This is a genomic window from Pantoea sp. X-Soil-MYKO-1785 (assembly GCF_059730675.1).
In genome coordinates, this window is sequence record NZ_AP036000.1 from 3,282,221 (window position 1) to 3,299,792 (window position 17,572).

Sequence of the window (17,572 nt, forward strand, 5' to 3'; positions counted from 1 at the left end):
GTACTAACGGGAGAGGGATTATGGCGACAGATCGGGAGAGAAGGAAGGTAAGAAAGAGAGGGTAAGCGGTAAAACAACAACGGGAGTGGATTTCTCCACTCCCGCGTCAGTGATTAGAAGTCTTCGTTCGCTTCACTGGCTGCGTTTTCAACTTTGTCAGCAGACTGCTCTGCTGCAAGCTTATCGTCAGCACCGTTCAGCAACATTTCACGTAACTTCAGATCAATCTCGTTTGCGACAGCCGCATTCTCTTTGAGGAAGTTGCTGGCATTCGATTTACCCTGACCAATCTTATCGCCCTGGTAGCTGTACCATGCACCCGCTTTTTCAATCAGCTTGTGCTTCACGCCCAGGTCGACCAGTTCGCCGAAGGTATTGATGCCTTCGCCGTACATGATCTGGAACTCTGCCTGTTTAAATGGCGCCGCGATTTTGTTTTTCACCACTTTAACGCGGGTCTCACTGCCCACCACGTTATCGCCTTCTTTGATGGCGCCGATACGGCGGATATCAAGACGGACAGAGGCGTAGAACTTCAGCGCGTTACCACCGGTCGTGGTTTCCGGGTTACCAAACATCACACCAATTTTCATACGGATCTGGTTGATGAAGATCAGCAGGGTGTTGGACTGCTTCAGGTTACCGGCCAGCTTACGCATCGCCTGGCTCATCATACGTGCCGCCAGGCCCATGTGTGAGTCACCGATTTCACCTTCGATTTCCGCTTTCGGCGTCAGTGCCGCCACGGAGTCGACGATGATTACGTCAACCGCGCCTGAGCGGGCCAGCGCATCACAAATCTCCAGCGCCTGCTCACCGGTATCGGGCTGTGAACAAAGCAGGTTATCGATGTCTACGCCCAGTTTCTTGGCGTACACCGGATCCAGTGCATGCTCAGCATCAATAAAAGCACAGGTTTTGCCTTTACGCTGTGCTGACGCGATTACCTGCAGGGTCAGCGTGGTTTTACCTGAAGACTCCGGTCCATAAATCTCAACGATACGGCCCATTGGCAGACCGCCTGCGCCTAACGCAATGTCCAGCGACAGCGAACCGGTAGAGATAGTTTCCACATCCATTGAGCGGTCTTCACCCAAGCGCATGATGGAGCCTTTACCAAATTGCTTCTCAATCTGGCCCAGCGCGGCAGCTAAAGCCTTTTGTTTGTTTTCATCAATCGCCATTTCAACTCCTAATCAAGCCGGGTAAACACGCACTCAGGGGTGCCTGCACTCTTTCTGTTGCCGACAATTATACTGTATAGTCATACAGTATCAAGTTTAATTTGTCAGAAATTCGCCATACAGCCGCTGTAATGCCCAGGCGACGGACTGACGGCGGACCGCCTCACGGTCACCGGAGAAACGCTGCTGAAAAGTCAGGACTTTATCCTGCGGACCGGCAAAACCAAACCAGACGGTGCCGACCGGCTTTTCCGCGCTGCCGCCATCCGGGCCGGCAATACCGCTGACCGAGATGGCGTAGTCTGCCTGGGCAGCGTGCCTTGCGCCCAGTGCCATTTCGCGCACTACCGCTTCACTCACCGCACCGTACTGGTCCAGCGACGTCGCCTGAACGCCCACCAGCTGCTGCTTGGCCTGATTACTGTAGGTCACGAAGCCGCGTTCAAACCAGGCAGAGCTGCCGCTGATGTCAGTAAACACCTTAGCAATCCACCCGCCGGTGCAGGATTCCGCACAGGTTACGGTGGCGTGTTGCTGCTTAAGCTTCTCACCGATCTGCGCGCTAAGCGCCTGCAACTGCCGATCATCCATCGTATTTCTCCCTCAGGTGGTGCAATCAACGTGGTGCAATAACGCCACTTTTTCAAGCCCTGCTTCAAGTATTACCCGCTTTTGCGGCCTGCTTTCCCTTAACCTCAGGTTTTTTTCACGGCGACGATAAAAAGACGCGGGAAAGCGAGCAGCACCTGATCATCGCGCTGCGCCGGATAGGCGCTGAGCAAACGCTGATGATAGGCCGCCAGAAAATCCGCCTGTCCGGCTTCATCCAGCGAGGCCAGAAACGGGCGCAGGCCGGTCGCCTGTAGCCAGCTGATAATCGCCTGTGCGTCGGTCATCACGTGATAATAGGTGGTGCGCCAGATATCCACCTCACAACCAGCGCTGGTGAGCAGATCGTAATAGTCGCCGGTCGGCAACAGCTGTTTACGGTCCGCTTTTTTAGCATCAATACGGGAATGCCAGGGCTCAGATGCCGCCACCTCCCGCATCAATCGATGCGAAGGCTCATTGAGATTATCGGGCATCTGCACTGCCAGCACGCCGCCGGGTGCCAGCTGATCCACCAGATGGGGAAACAGCGTCGCATGGTTATCCAGCCACTGCAGCGACGCATTAGCGTAAATCACCTGCTGAGGCGTTGCTGCCTGCCAGCTGCGAATATCCGCCTGTACAAAGCGGCAGTGCGGTAACCGTTGGCGTGCCTGGGTCAACATCGCCGCTGAACTGTCAAGCCCGCAGACGGTGGCCAGCGGCCAGGCTTCGGCCAATAGTTCAGTACTGTTGCCCGGACCGCAGCCCAAATCGGTCACCTGCTCAACCTCTTCAACGCTGATGCGTGCCAGCAGCTCACGTGCCGGGCGGGTGCGTTCCGCCTCAAACTTACGATACAACACAGGATCCCATTCTTTCATGCTCACCTCCGGTTGGGTTATCTGACGTGACCGATCGATAAGACGCTTTAAACGCGGAAAAGTGCGACCTGTTGCTCATTTCTGAATCGAATGCTGGCGGTGCGAAGCCTGAATAATTAAGTTAAAACACTGTTTCATTTTTCCGAAGCACTACTCAGGAGTGAGTCATGACTGCAGAATCTGCCTTTGCCGGCGTCTGGTGCCCCTCTGTTACGCCATTTAATGCCCAGGGGGCAATCGATATCGATGCGCTTGGCCGCCATTTTGCCCGCCTTAACCGTTCAGGCATTGATACCTTACTGATCATGGGCAGTATTGGCGAATTCGCCTCACTGACGCAGCAGGAACGTTTACAGCTGATTAAAGAAGCCCGGCCCTTATCACCGCTGAAGATGGTGGCTAATGTCTCCGCTACCTGCGTCGCGGATATGCTGTCGCTGGCTGAAGCGGCATGGGAAAGTGGTTACGACGCGGTGATGGTTCTGCCGCCCTACTACTACGGCCAGACGCAGAACCAGCTGATGCATTATTTTGAAACGCTCGATCAGCAGTTAGGCGGCAAGTGGTTTGCCTATAATTTTCCGGCGCGCACCGGCTGCGACCTCTCCCCCACGCTGGTCGCCGCGTTAGCGGCAAAACTGCCGAATTTCATCGGCATTAAGGATACCGTCGACTGCCTGTCGCATAACCGGGCAATGATTGACGAGACGAAAAAGGTACGCAGCGATTTTGCGGTGCTGTCGGGCTATGACGAATATCTGTTGCCCAATCTGCTGGCGGGTGGCGCCGGGGTAATCTCGGGACTGAACAATATTGTGCCGGAGGTTTTTGCCCAAATGATGCAGGCGTGGCGTGACGGCAATATGGCTGAACTGACGCGTATCCAGCAACAGATTGGCCGGATGATGGCGATTTACAGCATCGGTGATGACTTTGTGACCACGATAAAAACCGCGGTGTCGCGTCGCTATGATTCAATGCGTAGCGCATCGCGTAATTACGGTGGCACTTTAGACGCGCAACAGTGTGCGGCGCTCGATCGGTTATTCAGCTAATCAGCATTACGGGCGCCTCCCTGCGCCCGCCAGCCTCAGTTCTTTTTGACGAACTCAGACTTCAATTTCATCGGACCAAAACCGTCGATCTTACAGTCGATGTTGTGGTCCCCTTCAACCAGACGGATACTTTTCACTTTGGTGCCAATCTTCAGCGACGAAGAACTCCCCTTCACCTTGAGATCTTTAATCACTGTGACGCTGTCGCCATCTGCCAGCAGATTGCCGTTAGCGTCACGCACTTCCAGCGACTGATTGCTGCTGTCACTTTCCGCCTCGGTCCAGATATGACCACAGGAAGGACAGTTAAGGTTATCGCCATCTTGCCAGGTGTAATCGGCGTGACAGGCTGGGCAGGCAGGTAAAGACATAACGACTCCAGAGATAACAAGGGCTGATGGGCCTGAAAAAGGGCGTCATCATATAACCTTACAGTTGATAAGGACAGTCTTTATAGCATTCCGCCCTGCCGCGCCTTGCTAACGGCCTCGCCTAACTGCCACACCGCCATCGCGTAATGGGTGCTGTGGTTATAACGGGTAATGACATAAAAGTTGGGTAAACCGTACCAGTACTGATAGCTGGTGCCCAAATCAAGCCGTAGCAGGCTCACCTGGTCGTTGCCATTGAGTGAGCCCTGCGGCGACAGGCCAGACGCAGCCAGCATGCCTACGCTGTAGCGGGTCTTGAAGCCATCTTCGAGCAAGGGTGCCTGGCCACTGGCCGGGACCGCAATATTTTCGCCGCTGCGCCAGCCGTGCTGCTGGAAGTAGTGCGCCACGCTGCCGATGGCATCAACCGGATCCCACAGGTTGGCGTGGCCGTCACCGTTGAAGTCCACCGCGTACTCTTTATAGGATGAGGGCATGAACTGACCATAGCCCATCGCCCCGGCAAACGAGCCTTTCAGCGCCAGCGGATCGTCCTGCTCGTTACGCGCCATCAACAGGAAGGTTTCCAGTTCGCTGCTGAAGTAAGCCGCGCGACGCGGATAGTTGAAGGATAAGGTCGCGAGCGCATCCAGAATACGCGTTTTCCCCATCACGCGCCCCCAGCGGGTTTCCACGCCAATGATGCCGACGATGATTTCTGGCGGCACGCCGTAGACCTGCTGCGCGCGTTGCAGCGCATCCTGATATTGATCCCAGAAGGCGACGCCGTTCTGGACATTATCCGGCGTAATAAACTTATTGCGATAGCGAATCCAGGCGCCGTTCGGTCCCGGTGCCGGCGTATAGCTCGGCGCCTGGCGATCCATCAGACGCAGCACATAGTCCAGCCGCTTGGCCTGACCGATAATGTTGTGCAGCTGCTGACGATCGAAGCCGTGTTTCTCCACCATCTGATCGATAAATTTTTCCGCCGCCGGGTTACCGGCGAAATCACCAAACATCGCGGATCCACTGTGCGACGGCTGGAGTAAAAATCCACCTTGCGGCGCAGCCAGCATCTTTTGCTGTTGGGGAACTTCAGGTTTGCTGCTGCAGGAGGCCAGTAACGGGATGAACGCAAGGAGAGCTAACTTGAGACGCATCGGTTATCCATAAACGAGGGGGATAGATTCAGATGCGCTAATAGTAGTCGTTCAGCGCAACGACATACAGGTCAAATTCTTAAAAAAACGTCAAGAAACCACCCAAAAAAACGGTCACCGGACGCGCTGTGCCGGTGACCGTCACTTCGTCAGCGGCGGTTTCTCACCAGCTGATAACGGCGGGTAAGATACTCGACCGGCGCGCTCCAGATGTGCACCAGGCGACAGAATGGAAACAGCAGGAACAGCGTCATTCCCAGCACCATATGCACCCGGTAGATCAGGGCCACGCCATCAAGATGGTGTGACGCGCCGCCATGGAAGGTCACCACGGCCTGCGCCCAGCCCACCAGCTTCATCATCTCGCTGCCATCCATATGCTGTGCTGAGAAAGGAATGGTCAGCAGGCCGAGGGTAGCCTGCGCCACCAGTAAGGCCAGGATAAGGATATCGCCGACGCTGCTGGTTGCCCGCACCCGAGGGTTAGTCAGACGGCGTTTCAGCAACAGCGCGCCACCGGCCAGCGTCATCGCGCCAAACAGGCCACCGGCAATCATCGCCAGCTTTTGCTTCACGTCGAGCGGCAGAAAGGATTGATACATCCAGTGCGGCGTCAGCATGCCGACGATATGGCCGAAAAATATGCCAATGATACCGATATGGAACAGGTTCGACGCGAGCCGCATCCCTTTTTTATCCAGCATCTGGCTGGAACCGGCGCGCCAGCTGTACTGCCCGTAATCGTAGCGCAGCCAGCTGCCGACCAGAAACACCGTCCCGGCAAGGTAGGGATAAATATCAAAGAAGAAAGTGTTGAGAAAATTCATGCTGATTCTCCTGTGGCGCGCGTCGTAGCCTGAGCGATATCCAGATACTGCGGCGCAACCGCTGCGGCGAAGCGGCGCTGATGCGCGGCCTGTTGCGCCGAGGCGCAGCCCTGTTCGCCAAGAAATTTAACCTGCTCCTCTTCCCAAACGGCATCCAGTGCCGCCGGGGTATCGTCGCGCGCTTCCTGTGCCACCTGCGGCCGTAAGGCATCCGGCTCGATAGCGGTACCCGAAAGCATTAACAGCGCACTGAACAGCTCGGCATAGGGACTTTCACGTTCCACCAGCCGCGCCGCCAGCAGCGCCAGGATCGGCGCGATATCCTCTAAGCCCTGGCGTACCTCGTCTGCCGTTTTACAGGCGAGGTATTCAAGGTAAAGCGGGAGATAATCGGGCAGCTCTTTGCTGTCCAGCTCCAGCCCGTCGGCCCGATACTGCGCCAGCAGATCGACCATCGCCTGACCGCGATCGCGTGACTCACCGTGCACATGTTCAAACAGCAACAGCGAGGTGGCGCGACCACGATCAAACAGCTCACAGTAATCAGCCTGAACGTCGAGCAGTGGCCGGGCGCAGAGCTGACGGATAACGCACACCAGCCGTGCGCGCTGCTCTGAGTCAAGTTCAGGGGCGCTTTCCAGCGCCTCGATCAGGCTCTGATGATGACTAAACAGCGCCTCATCCGGGTAATCCAGCAGGCGCGACAGCACACGTAGCGCAATCATGATGCATCCTCCGGCCGTACGGTTTGTTTAGTGATGTCGATGGCATCGATCCGGCGGCTGTTGAACAGGTTGAATTTGCTGTCGCTGCCGTGACAACCGTCGCCGAAGCTAAAGCCGCAGCCTTTACTTTCCGGGAAGGCTTCACGCGCCAGTTCGCGATGACTGGACGGCACCACAAAGCGATCTTCATAGTTGGCGATAGCCAGGTAACGGTACATCTCCTGCGCCTGTTCTTCGCTCAGACCGACCTGCTCCAGCGCCCGGAGATCGCGTTTACCTTCGACGCTTTCCGCCCGCTTGTAATGACGCATCGCCAGCATGCGTTTCAGCGCCAGCAGCACCGGCGCGGTATCACCGGCGGTCAGCAGGTTCGCCAGATACTCAACCGGAATACGCAGGCTTTCAACGTCCGGCAGCACACCGGTGTGCGCCAGCGCGCCACCGTCAACGGCCGACTGAATCGGTGACAATGGCGGCACATACCACACCATCGGCAGGGTGCGATATTCCGGGTGCAGCGGCAGCGCCAGCTTCCAGTCCATCGCCATTTTGTAAACCGGCGAACGTTGCGCCGCGTCGATCACGCTTTGCGCTACGCCATCTTTCAGCGCCTGAGCGATCACCGCCGGATCGTGTGGATCGAGGAAGATATCCAGCTGGCTCTGATAGAGATCTTTTTCGTTCTCCGCCGAGGCGGCCTGTTCGATGCGGTCTGCGTCATACAGCAGTACGCCGAGATAGCGGATACGGCCGACGCAGGTTTCCGAGCAGACGGTCGGCTGACCGGCTTCAATACGCGGATAGCAGAAAATGCATTTCTCTGATTTGCCGCTCTTCCAGTTGAAGTAGATCTTTTTGTACGGACAGCCGGTGAGGCACATCCGCCAGCCACGACATTTATCCTGGTCGATCAGCACAATGCCATCTTCTTCACGTTTGTAGATGGCGCCACTCGGACAGGTCGCCACGCAGGCGGGGTTGAGACAGTGCTCACACAGGCGCGGCAGATACATCATGAAGGTGTGTTCAAACTGGCCGTAAATATCCTTCTGGATATTGTCGAAGTTTTTATCCTGCGAGCGTTTGGAAAATTCACCGCCGAGGATCTCTTCCCAGTTCGGGCCATTTTCGATTTTCTTCATCCGCTGACCGGTGATCAGTGAACGCGGGCGCGCAATCGGCTGGTGCTTACCGGCTGGCGCATTGTGCAGATGCTGGTAATCGAAATCGAACGGCTCGTAGTAATCATCCAGCGCCGGCACGTCCGGGTTAGCGAAGATTTTTGACAGCACGCCGACGCGGTTTCCCATGCGCGGCTCCAGCTTGCCGTTGATTTTGCGGATCCAGCCGCCCTTCCATTTCTGCTGGTCTTCCCAGGCGTGAGGATAGCCAACGCCGGGTTTGCTCTCTACGTTATTGAACCAGGCATATTCCATTCCTTCACGGCTGGTCCAGACGTTTTTGCAGGTTACCGAGCAGGTGTGGCAGCCGATACATTTGTCGAGGTTCAGCACCATGCCGACCTGTGAGCGAATTTTCATGGTTTTACCTCCTGCTGGCTGCCCTGACAGGCATCATTGCCTTCCCCGTCTAACCAGTTGATGTTGTTCATTTTACGCACCACCACGAACTCATCACGGTTAGAGCCGACGGTGCCGTAGTAGTTAAAGCCCCAGGAGAGCTGCGCATAGCCGCCGATCATGTGGGTCGGTTTCGGACAGGTGCGGGTGACGGAGTTATGAATACCGCCGCGCTGGCTGGTGATCTCTGAACCCGGAATATTCACAATGCGTTCCTGGGCGTGATACATCATGGTCATCCCGGCCGGAATACGCTGGCTGACCACCGCACGCGCGGTCAGGGCACCGTTGGCATTGAACGCCTCAATCCAGTCGTTATCGACAATCCCCAGTTCACGGGCATCATCTTCGCTCATCCAGACAATCGGTCCGCCGCGCGACAGGGTCAGCATCAGCAGGTTATCGCTGTAGGTGGAGTGAATGCCCCACTTCTGGTGTGGCGTCAGGAAGTTCAGCGCCTTCTCCGGGTTACCGTTAGGTTTGCTGTTGAGCAGCGGCTTGGCGGCCCGGGTATCAATTGGCGGACGGTAGACCATCAGGCTTTCACCAAAGGCACGCATCCACTCATGATCCTGATACAGCTGCTGGCGGCCACTCAGAGTGCGCCACGGAATCAGCTCGTGAACGTTGGTGTAACAGGCGTTATAGGAAACATGTTCGTCTTCCAGACCTGACCAGGTCGGGCTGGAGATGATTTTACGCGGCTGTGCCTGGATATCGCGGAAGCGAATTTTTTCATCTTCCTTGTTCAGCGCCAGATGGGTATGGTCGCGGCCGGTAATCTCACCCAGCGCCTGCCAGGCTTTAACGGCGACCTGACCGTTAGTTTCCGGTGCCAGCGTCAGGATCACTTCTGCCGCGTCGATGGCGGTGTCGATATTCGGCCGTCCCGCTGCAGGACCATCCGCTTTGACATAGTTGAGCTGCTTAAGGAAATCGACCTCTTTCTCGGTATTCCAGCCGATGCCTTTGCCGCCGTTACCCTGGGTATCAAGCAGCGGACCCAGTGAGGTAAAGCGCGCCCAGGTGGCCGGATAATCACGTTCTACTACCATAATATGCGGCGCGGTTTTACCGGGGATCAGCTCACATTCGCCTTTCTTCCAGTCTTTGGCGTCAAACGGCTGCGCCAGTTCGGCTGGCGAATCGTGCAGTACCGGCAGCGTGACCACATCCGTTTCTACCCCTAAATGGCCAGGGCAGAGATCGGAAAAGGCTTTGGCGATGCCCTTATATATTTCCCAGTCACTTTTTGAATCCCAGGCTGGATCGACCGCGGCAGAGAGCGGATGAATAAACGGATGCATATCCGAGGTATTCATGTCGTCTTTTTCATACCAGGTGGCGGTTGGCAGCACCACATCGGAGTAGAGACAGGTGCTCGACATACGGAAATCGAGGGTCACCACCAGATCCAGTTTGCCTTCGGCACCCTGATCCAGCCACTCCACCTCTTCAGGCTTCACGCCGCCCTGCTTACCCAGATCTTTACCCTGAATGCCGTTTTCAGTACCCAGCAGGTACTTCAGCATATATTCATGGCCTTTACCGGATGAGCCGAGCAGGTTAGAGCGCCAGACAAACAGGTTACGCGGGAAGTTCTGCGGATCGTCTGGCTGTTCGGCGGCGAAACGCAGCGTGCCTTTTTTCAGACTCTCAACGGTGTAATCCAGCGGCGACAGGCCAGCGGCTTGCGCCTGCGCGGCGATACGCAGCGGGTTAACGTTCAGCTGCGGTGCAGACGGAAGCCAGCCCATGCGCTCGGAACGCACGTTAAGGTCGATCAGGCTGCCGCTGTAGCGACTTTTATCCGCCAGCGGCGACAGCAGTTCGCTGGTGGCAAGGGTTTCATAACGCCACTGGCTGGAGTGGTTATAGAAGAACGAGGTGCTGTTCATCTGACGTGGCGGACGTTGCCAGTCGAGGCCAAACGCCAGCGGGGCCCAGCCGGTCTGCGGACGCAGTTTTTCCTGACCCACATAGTGCGCCCAGCCACCGCCGCTCTGACCGACGCAGCCGCAGAAGATCAGCATGTTCATCAGGCCACGGTAGTTCATGTCCATGTGATACCAGTGGTTCATACCGGCACCGACGATAATCATTGAACGGCCGCGGGTTTTCTCGGCGTTGTCGGCAAACTCACGGGCAATGCGGATGATGTTCTGGCGCGAAACGCCGGTAATCTGCTCGGCCCAGGCCGGGCTGTACGCTTTAACCTCGTCGTAGTTTTGCGCGCAGTTGGCATCACCCAGTCCGCGTTCCAGACCATAGTTTGCCAGCGTCAGATCGTAAACGCTGGTGACCAGCGCTTCACTGCCATCGGCCAGTTGCAGACGTTTTACCGGCAGCTTATGCAGCAGGATTTCATCCAGCGCGACGCTGTTGAAGTGCTCGCTGGTGATCCCGCCAAAGTAAGGGAAACCGACTTCAACCACCTCGTCATGGCTGCCCAGCAGGCTGAGCTGCAGCTGAACTTCCTGCTGCGTCGTGCCGTCACGCTGCTCGAGGTTCCATTTCCCTTTTTCACCCCAGCGGAAGCCGATTGAACCCTGCGGAGCCACCAGCTGGCCGGTCGCCTCGTTGATCGCCACCGTTTTCCATTCAGGGTTATTTTCCTGGCCGAGACCGTCGACCAGATCGCTGGCACGCAGCTGCCGTCCGGCGGCGTAGAAGCCATCTTCACGCGGCTCCAGCAGCACCAGCATGGGCATATCGGTATAACGACGCACGTAGTCGCTGAAATAGCTGACTTCGCGTTCGAGATGGAACTCTTTCAGCATCACGTGGCCCATCGCCAGCGCCATCGCGCTGTCGGTGCCCTGCTTCGGATTCAGCCACTGGTCGCACAGCTTGGCAACCTCAGCATAGTCCGGCGTCACCGCCACGGTTTTGGTGCCTTTGTAACGCACTTCGGTAAAGAAGTGCGCATCCGGCGTACGCGTCTGCGGCACGTTTGAGCCCCAGGCGATGATGTAGGAAGAGTTGTACCAGTCGGCCGATTCCGGCACGTCGGTCTGCTCGCCCCAGGTCATCGGTGATGCAGGCGGCAGATCGCAATACCAGTCGTAAAAGCTCAGGCAGGTTCCGCCAATCAGCGACAGATAACGCGCACCCGCCGCATAGGAAACCATCGACATCGCCGGGATAGGTGAGAAGCCCATCACCCGGTCCGGACCGTAGGTTTTCGCGGTGCAGATATTGGCAGCGGCGATCATTTCATTGACCTCCTGCCAGCTGGACCGCACAAATCCACCGCGGCCGCGCGCCTGCTTGTAGCTTTTGGCTTTTTCCGGGTTGCTGATAATCGAAGCCCAGGCATCGACCGGATCGCTGTGCTGCTGTTTCGCCTCGCGCCACAGCTGAATCAGCTTTTTACGCATCAGCGGATATTTCAGCCGGTTGGCGCTGTAGAGATACCAGGAGTAGCTGGCACCGCGCGGACAGCCACGCGGTTCATGGTTTGGCAGATCGGGACGGGTACGCGGATAGTCGGTCTGCTGCGTCTCCCAGGTCACCAGGCCGTTTTTTACGTAGATCTTCCAGCTGCAGGAGCCGGTACAGTTGACCCCGTGCGTCGAGCGGACAATTTTATCGTGCTGCCAGCGACTGCGGTAACCATCTTCCCAGTCGCGGTTGCTGTTGAGTGACTGGCCATGTTCGCCAGAGAAAGGCTCCGCCAGCTGTTTAAAATAGCGAAACCGATCGAGAAACTTGCTCATCCGGAATACTCCTGAAGGCTTAATGTGACATTGCTAACTCTGCGTCTGTAATGACGCAGAAAGTGAATAATGGCCGGCGCGCCACGCCGGCATTGTTGTTATCAGGCGCGGGACTTGCGTCCGTAAACCAGCCAGGTAATGGCGATACAGCAGAGGTAAAACACCAGGAAAATTTTCATCGCTCCGGCTGGCGAACCGGTCATGGAGAGCGAGAGGCCAAAGGTCTGCGGAATAAAGAAGCCGCCCAGCGCGCCAATCGCAGAGATAAAGCCCAGCGCGGCGGAGGTTTCGGTTCCCGCTTCACGCAGCGCCAGCGCATCGTCGCCGCCTTCGGCTTTAATACGTTCCAGGGTGAGCTTGCGGAAAATCACCGCAATCATCTGATAGGTTGAGCCGCTGCCCAGTCCGGCGGTGAAGAACAGCCCCATAAAGATGGCGAAGAAAGCGATAAACGAGCCGTTACCGTCAGCGCCTGGTAAGGTGAAGAACAGCAGTGCGGCAAACAGCGCCATCAGCACGTAGTTGATCAGGGTGACGCGGGTGCCGCCGAAACGGTCAGAAATGATGCCGCCGGCTGAGCGGGCCAGCGCGCCAATAAACGGACCAAAAAAGGCATAGTGCAGAATCACCACGTCCGGGAACTGCGTTTTGGTCAGCATGGCGAAACCGGCCGAGAAGCCGATAAACGAGCCGAACGTTGCCAGATAGAGCAGCGCCATCACCCACAGGTGCGGCCGCTTCAGAACCGGCAACTGCTCACGCAGCGATGATTTCGCCGCCGCCAGGTCATTCATTCCCAGCCAGGCTGCCAGCGTGGCGACGGCCAGCAACGGCAGCCAGATCCAGGCGGCATTTTCCAGCCAGATCGCTTCGCCATTAATGGTGGTCTGACCCGCATCCGAAAAACCGAAGATGGCACAGGAGATCGCCAGCGGCGCGACAAACTGCATCACGCTGACACCGAGGTTACCGAGGCCGCCATTGATGCCCAGCGCCCCGCCCTGACGGGCTTTTGGAAAGAAGAAGCTGATGTTGCCCATGCTGGAGGCGAAATTAGCCCCGGCAAAACCGCACAGCAGAGAAATAATCACAAAGGTGCTGAACGGCGTCTGGCTATCCTGCACCGCGAAACCGAGCCACAGGCAAGGGATCATCAGAATGCCGGTGCTAAAGGCGGTCCAGCGACGTCCCCCGACCAGCGGGATGACGAAAGAGTAAGGAACGCGCAGCAGCGCGCCGGAAACCGACGGCAGCGCCGTCAGCAGGAACAGCTGATCGGTACTGAAGCTGAAGCCGACTTTGTTCAGGTTGACCGCAACGGCGCTGAACAACATCCAGACGCAGAAGGCGAGCAGCAGACAGAAGACGGAAATCCACAGGTTACGGCTGGCGATTCGTTTACCGTGCGACTGCCAGAAAGCCTCATTTTCAGGCTGCCAGTCCTGGATTACCGCGCGGCGGGTGTCGGTTTGCAAAGGAACAGGTTGGGTCATAGCGTTCTCATCTATGGGATATCAATTGTGCATATCCTGCGCATCCGACCTGGTGAGCAGCTTGATACAAATCAACGGCAAAGCAGGTAGTTATGCCTGACTGGCGCGCGGCTATCCCGGTTAAGTAGATGACCGGCCAGCAAATAACCTTTGTGAATCAGTGGTTTTTAAAACAGTTGAATAATTCCTGTCATAAGCGCGTCGGCAACCGGAAATAAAGGAGTAGTCCATAAGGGGTATATAGCCACCCAACTTCCCCGGTAAGATACGCCTTTACCTCACTTCGCGAAGCGCGAATCCACTGAGCAGGAGCAGAGATGTGACGACAGAAAAATTTACGCTCTTACTTATCGATGACCATCCCATGCTACGTAACGGACTGAAACAGCTGATCGCGTTGGATGAAAGGCTGCAGGTGGTGGCCGAGGCGGGTAATGGTATTGATGGGGTGGCGCTGGCACAGCAACACGATCCTGACCTGATCCTGCTCGATCTCAATATGCCGGGCCTCAATGGTCTGGATACGCTGTCCCGGCTGCGCGAAACCCCGCTCTCGGGTCGGGTGGTGGTTTTCAGCGTTTCTGATGATGAAGACGATGTGGTCACCGCCTTAAAACGCGGTGCCGACGGTTATTTACTGAAAGATATGGAGCCGGAAGCGCTGCTGAAAGCCCTGCACCAGGCGGCGGCCGGTCAGACCGTCCTCAGCGAAACCTTAACCCCGATACTGGTGGCCCGCTTACGGGAAGATCGACCCGCTCCGGCCCGGGATATCAATCAGCTGACCCGCCGCGAGCGCGATATCCTGCAGCTGATCAGCGCTGGAATGACCAATAAAGCCATTGCCCGTAAACTGAACATCAGTGAAAGCACGGTCAAAGTTCACGTCAAATACCTGCTGAAAAAGATGAATCTGAAATCCCGACTTGAAGCGGCCGTTTGGGCGTTACAGAGCGGACAGCGTTAAGTAACTGCGGTCAGAACGTGAGACCTGCGGTATCAGGTTCACGCGGCTGAATTCGCGAGCATGCTCGCAGCCGCAGCAAAACAGCCGGAAAAGACGCTTTTTTCTGTCGCCAGCCGTGCCTGGTGTCTGATAGGGTGCCGCTCAGGCGAAAGCGGCCGACGGTAACGGTGATGCATCAGGCTGGTATATGCCCCGCCCTATTCGTTATCATCTGCTTATCCTGCACGCTGACGCTGAGCCGCTTCGGTCCGGTGACGTCGGCAGCCAGAACCTTACCGCTTTAAAAATGAGTTAAAACCCTATGCAAGAGCCAACCGAAAAGGATTTTCCTTCCCATACGCCGATGATGCAGCAGTACCTGCGACTCAAGGCGGAACATCCTGACATCCTGCTGTTTTACCGGATGGGCGATTTCTACGAGCTGTTTTATGACGACGCAAAGCGCGCCTCGCAGTTGCTGGAAATTTCACTCACCAAACGCGGCGCCTCGGCTGGCGAACCGATTCCGATGGCTGGCGTGCCCTATCACGCCGTTGAGAGTTATCTGGCGAAGCTGGTGCAGCTGGGCGAATCCGTCGCCATCTGTGAGCAGATTGGCGATCCTGCCCTGAGTAAAGGGCCGGTTGAACGCAAAGTGGTGCGCATCGTTACGCCCGGCACCATCAGTGATGAGGCGCTGCTGCAGGAGCGTCACGACAACCTGCTGGCGGCGATTGTTCAGAGTCCGCGCGGCTTTGGCTACGCAACGCTGGACATCAGTTCTGGCCGTTTCCGTCTGAGTGAACCGGGCGATGCGGAAACCATGGCAGCTGAATTGCAGCGCACCAATCCTGCCGAACTGCTCTATCCGGAAGATTTTCAGGCGATGTCGCTGATCGATCAGCGTCGTGGCCTGCGTCGTCGTCCGCTGTGGGAATTTGAGATTGATACCGCACGTCAGCAGCTAAACCTGCAGTTCGGCACCCGTGACCTGAACGGTTTTGGCGTCGAAAACGCGCATCTCGGCTTAAGTGCGGCGGGCTGTCTGCTGCAATATGTGAAAGATACCCAACGCACCACCCTGCCCCACATCCGCTCACTCAGTATGGAGCGGCAGCAGGACAGCATTATTATGGATGCGGCGACCCGCCGTAATCTGGAGATTACCCAGAATCTGGCCGGCGGCACCGACAATACGCTGGCAGCGGTGCTGGATAAAACCGTCACCCCGATGGGCAGCCGGATGCTGAAGCGCTGGCTGCACATGCCACTGCGCGATGCACGTATCATTAACCAGCGTCAGGAGTCGATCGCCGAGCTGCAAAATCTCAGCGAAACCCTGCAACCGGTGCTGCGCCAGGTCGGTGACCTCGAACGTATCCTGGCGCGTCTGGCATTGCGTACCGCACGTCCGCGCGATCTGGCGCGGATGCGCCATGCGTTCCAGCAGCTGCCCGAGCTGAATCAGCTGCTGGCTGAGGTTGAGTCGACCCAGTTAAAACAGCTGCGTACTCAGATGGGGGAGTTTACCGCCTTACGCGAACTGCTGGAGCAGGCGGTGATTGAGTCGCCGCCGGTGCTGATCCGCGACGGCGGAGTGATCGCGCCTGGCTACAATGCTGAGCTGGATGAGTGGCGCGCCCTCGCCGACGGAGCCACCGATTATCTCGATAAGCTGGAGATCCGCGAACGCGAAAAGCTGGGGCTGGATACGCTTAAGGTCGGCTTCAATGCGATCCATGGCTACTACATTCAGGTCAGCCGCGGTCAGAGTCATCAGGTACCGATGCACTATGTCCGCCGCCAGACGCTGAAAAACGCCGAGCGCTACATCATTCCGGAACTGAAAGAGTACGAAGATAAGGTGCTCACCTCGAAAGGCAAGGCGCTGGCGCTGGAAAAAAGCCTGTATGAGGCGCTGTTTGATCAGCTGTTGCCGCATCTTGAAGCGTTGCAGCTTAGCGCCGCCGCGCTGGCTGAGCTGGACGTGCTGAGCAACCTGGCGGAACGCGCCTGGTCACTCAACTATTGCCGTCCGGTGTTGCAGGACAAACCGGGGATCAAAATCAGCGGCGGCCGCCACCCGGTGGTTGAACAGGTCCTGAAAGAGCCGTTCATTGCTAACCCGCTTTCGCTGGCGCCGCAGCGCCGGATGCTGATCATTACCGGCCCCAACATGGGGGGTAAAAGTACCTATATGCGGCAGACCGCGCTGATTGCGTTGATGGCCTGGATCGGCAGCTTTGTGCCGGCTGATGAGACGCTGATTGGGCCGCTTGACCGTATCTTCACCCGTGTCGGCGCGGCTGACGATCTGGCGTCCGGCCGCTCGACCTTTATGGTAGAGATGACCGAAACGGCCAACATTCTGCATAACGCCACTGAAAACAGTCTGGTGCTGATGGATGAGATTGGCCGTGGTACCTCAACCTACGACGGGTTGTCGCTGGCCTGGGCCTGTGCCGAAAATCTGGCAAACCGCATCAAGGCGATGACGCTATTCGCAACGCACTACTTTGAGCTGACCACCCTGCCGGAAAAAATGGAGGGCGTGGTCAATGTGCATCTTGATGCAGTGGAGCACGGTGACACCATCGCCTTTATGCACAGCGTGCAGGATGGCGCGGCCAGCAAAAGTTATGGTCTTGCTGTCGCCGCACTGGCGGGCGTACCGAAAGAAGTGATCAAGCGGGCGCGTAACAAGCTGAAGGAGCTGGAGACGGTTTCACATCATACCGCCTCATCGACGGTAGATGGATCGCAGCTCCCGCTGCTGGTTGAAGAGACCTCGCCAGCGGTGGAAGCCCTTGAAGCGCTGGACCCGGATACTCTGACGCCACGTCAGGCGCTGGACTGGATCTATCGCCTTAAGTCACTGGTGTAATGACTGCGCGCATCGGGCTGCGGCCAGATGCGCGCAGGCTCGCTGACGCGCCTGGCTAAGGCGCTGAACGCGTCTTCTGCGGGTGAGTCGCTTATCTGCTGCCAGGCATTTTCTAAATGGAAATCCGTTTTCTGCCGCAAATCAGTTCTCTGC

General features: G+C 57.0%; 13 protein-coding genes. 3 read left to right on the forward strand and 10 right to left on the reverse strand.

The window, feature by feature from the left end:
* Positions 1–113 precede the first annotated feature (113 nt).
* The 3 genes from recA to tam all read right to left on the reverse strand — a co-directional run bounded on the left by recA (position 114) and on the right by tam (position 2,656).
* Entirely contained in the window at positions 114–1,184 is a 1,071-nt protein-coding gene (recA, locus tag AC6I8D_RS15560; protein WP_031374767.1) for a recombinase RecA, read from the reverse strand.
* A gap of 96 nt (positions 1,185–1,280) precedes the next feature.
* Positions 1,281–1,775: a nicotinamide-nucleotide amidase gene (pncC, locus tag AC6I8D_RS15565; protein WP_497820434.1), complete on the reverse strand. Its 495-nt coding sequence runs from the start codon at positions 1,773–1,775 to the stop codon at positions 1,281–1,283.
* Positions 1,776–1,879: 104 nt separating this feature from the next.
* Positions 1,880–2,656, reverse strand: coding sequence for a trans-aconitate 2-methyltransferase (tam, locus tag AC6I8D_RS15570; RefSeq protein WP_497820435.1), 777 nt, complete (start codon positions 2,654–2,656; stop codon positions 1,880–1,882).
* A gap of 167 nt (positions 2,657–2,823) precedes the next feature.
* Between tam and AC6I8D_RS15575 the strand changes: the two genes are divergently transcribed.
* Positions 2,824–3,711, forward strand: a complete 888-nt coding sequence (locus tag AC6I8D_RS15575; protein ID WP_497820436.1) for a dihydrodipicolinate synthase family protein — start codon at positions 2,824–2,826, stop codon at positions 3,709–3,711.
* Positions 3,712–3,746: 35 nt separating this feature from the next.
* Here AC6I8D_RS15575 and AC6I8D_RS15580 read toward each other — a convergent pair whose 3' ends face one another.
* The 7 genes from AC6I8D_RS15580 to AC6I8D_RS15610 form a co-directional block, all read right to left on the reverse strand.
* Entirely contained in the window at positions 3,747–4,082 is a 336-nt protein-coding gene (locus AC6I8D_RS15580) for a zinc ribbon domain-containing protein YjdM (RefSeq protein WP_031374764.1), read from the reverse strand.
* A gap of 80 nt (positions 4,083–4,162) precedes the next feature.
* On the reverse strand, positions 4,163–5,245 hold the full coding sequence (gene mltB, locus AC6I8D_RS15585; protein ID WP_497820437.1) for a lytic murein transglycosylase B: 1,083 nt from the start codon (positions 5,243–5,245) through the stop codon (positions 4,163–4,165).
* Between the two features lie 149 nt (positions 5,246–5,394).
* Positions 5,395–6,072 (reverse strand): respiratory nitrate reductase subunit gamma, encoded by a 678-nt coding sequence (gene narI / locus AC6I8D_RS15590; RefSeq protein ID WP_312056253.1) that lies wholly within the window; start codon positions 6,070–6,072, stop codon positions 5,395–5,397.
* The gene (narJ, locus tag AC6I8D_RS15595; protein WP_312056254.1) at positions 6,069–6,797 is read right to left on the reverse strand and encodes a nitrate reductase molybdenum cofactor assembly chaperone; all 729 of its coding nucleotides are present in this window, start codon (positions 6,795–6,797) and stop codon (positions 6,069–6,071) included. Before narJ ends, narI begins: the two co-directional genes overlap by 4 nt.
* Entirely contained in the window at positions 6,794–8,338 is a 1,545-nt protein-coding gene (narH, locus tag AC6I8D_RS15600) for a nitrate reductase subunit beta (RefSeq protein WP_312056255.1), read from the reverse strand. The genes narJ and narH overlap by 4 nt, the downstream gene beginning before the upstream one ends.
* Positions 8,335–12,096: a nitrate reductase subunit alpha gene (locus AC6I8D_RS15605; protein ID WP_312056257.1), complete on the reverse strand. Its 3,762-nt coding sequence runs from the start codon at positions 12,094–12,096 to the stop codon at positions 8,335–8,337. Before AC6I8D_RS15605 ends, narH begins: the two co-directional genes overlap by 4 nt.
* A 101-nt stretch (positions 12,097–12,197) precedes the next feature.
* Complete coding sequence (locus tag AC6I8D_RS15610; RefSeq protein ID WP_312056258.1) at positions 12,198–13,589, reverse strand: NarK family nitrate/nitrite MFS transporter; 1,392 nt, start codon at positions 13,587–13,589, stop codon at positions 12,198–12,200.
* Between the two features lie 319 nt (positions 13,590–13,908).
* On the opposite strand from AC6I8D_RS15610, the gene narL reads away from it, so the two are divergent.
* Positions 13,909–14,556, forward strand: coding sequence for a two-component system response regulator NarL (gene narL / locus AC6I8D_RS15615; RefSeq protein ID WP_312056259.1), 648 nt, complete (start codon positions 13,909–13,911; stop codon positions 14,554–14,556).
* A gap of 301 nt (positions 14,557–14,857) precedes the next feature.
* On the forward strand, positions 14,858–17,419 hold the full coding sequence (gene mutS / locus AC6I8D_RS15620; RefSeq protein WP_312056260.1) for a DNA mismatch repair protein MutS: 2,562 nt from the start codon (positions 14,858–14,860) through the stop codon (positions 17,417–17,419).
* Positions 17,420–17,572 lie beyond the last annotated feature (153 nt).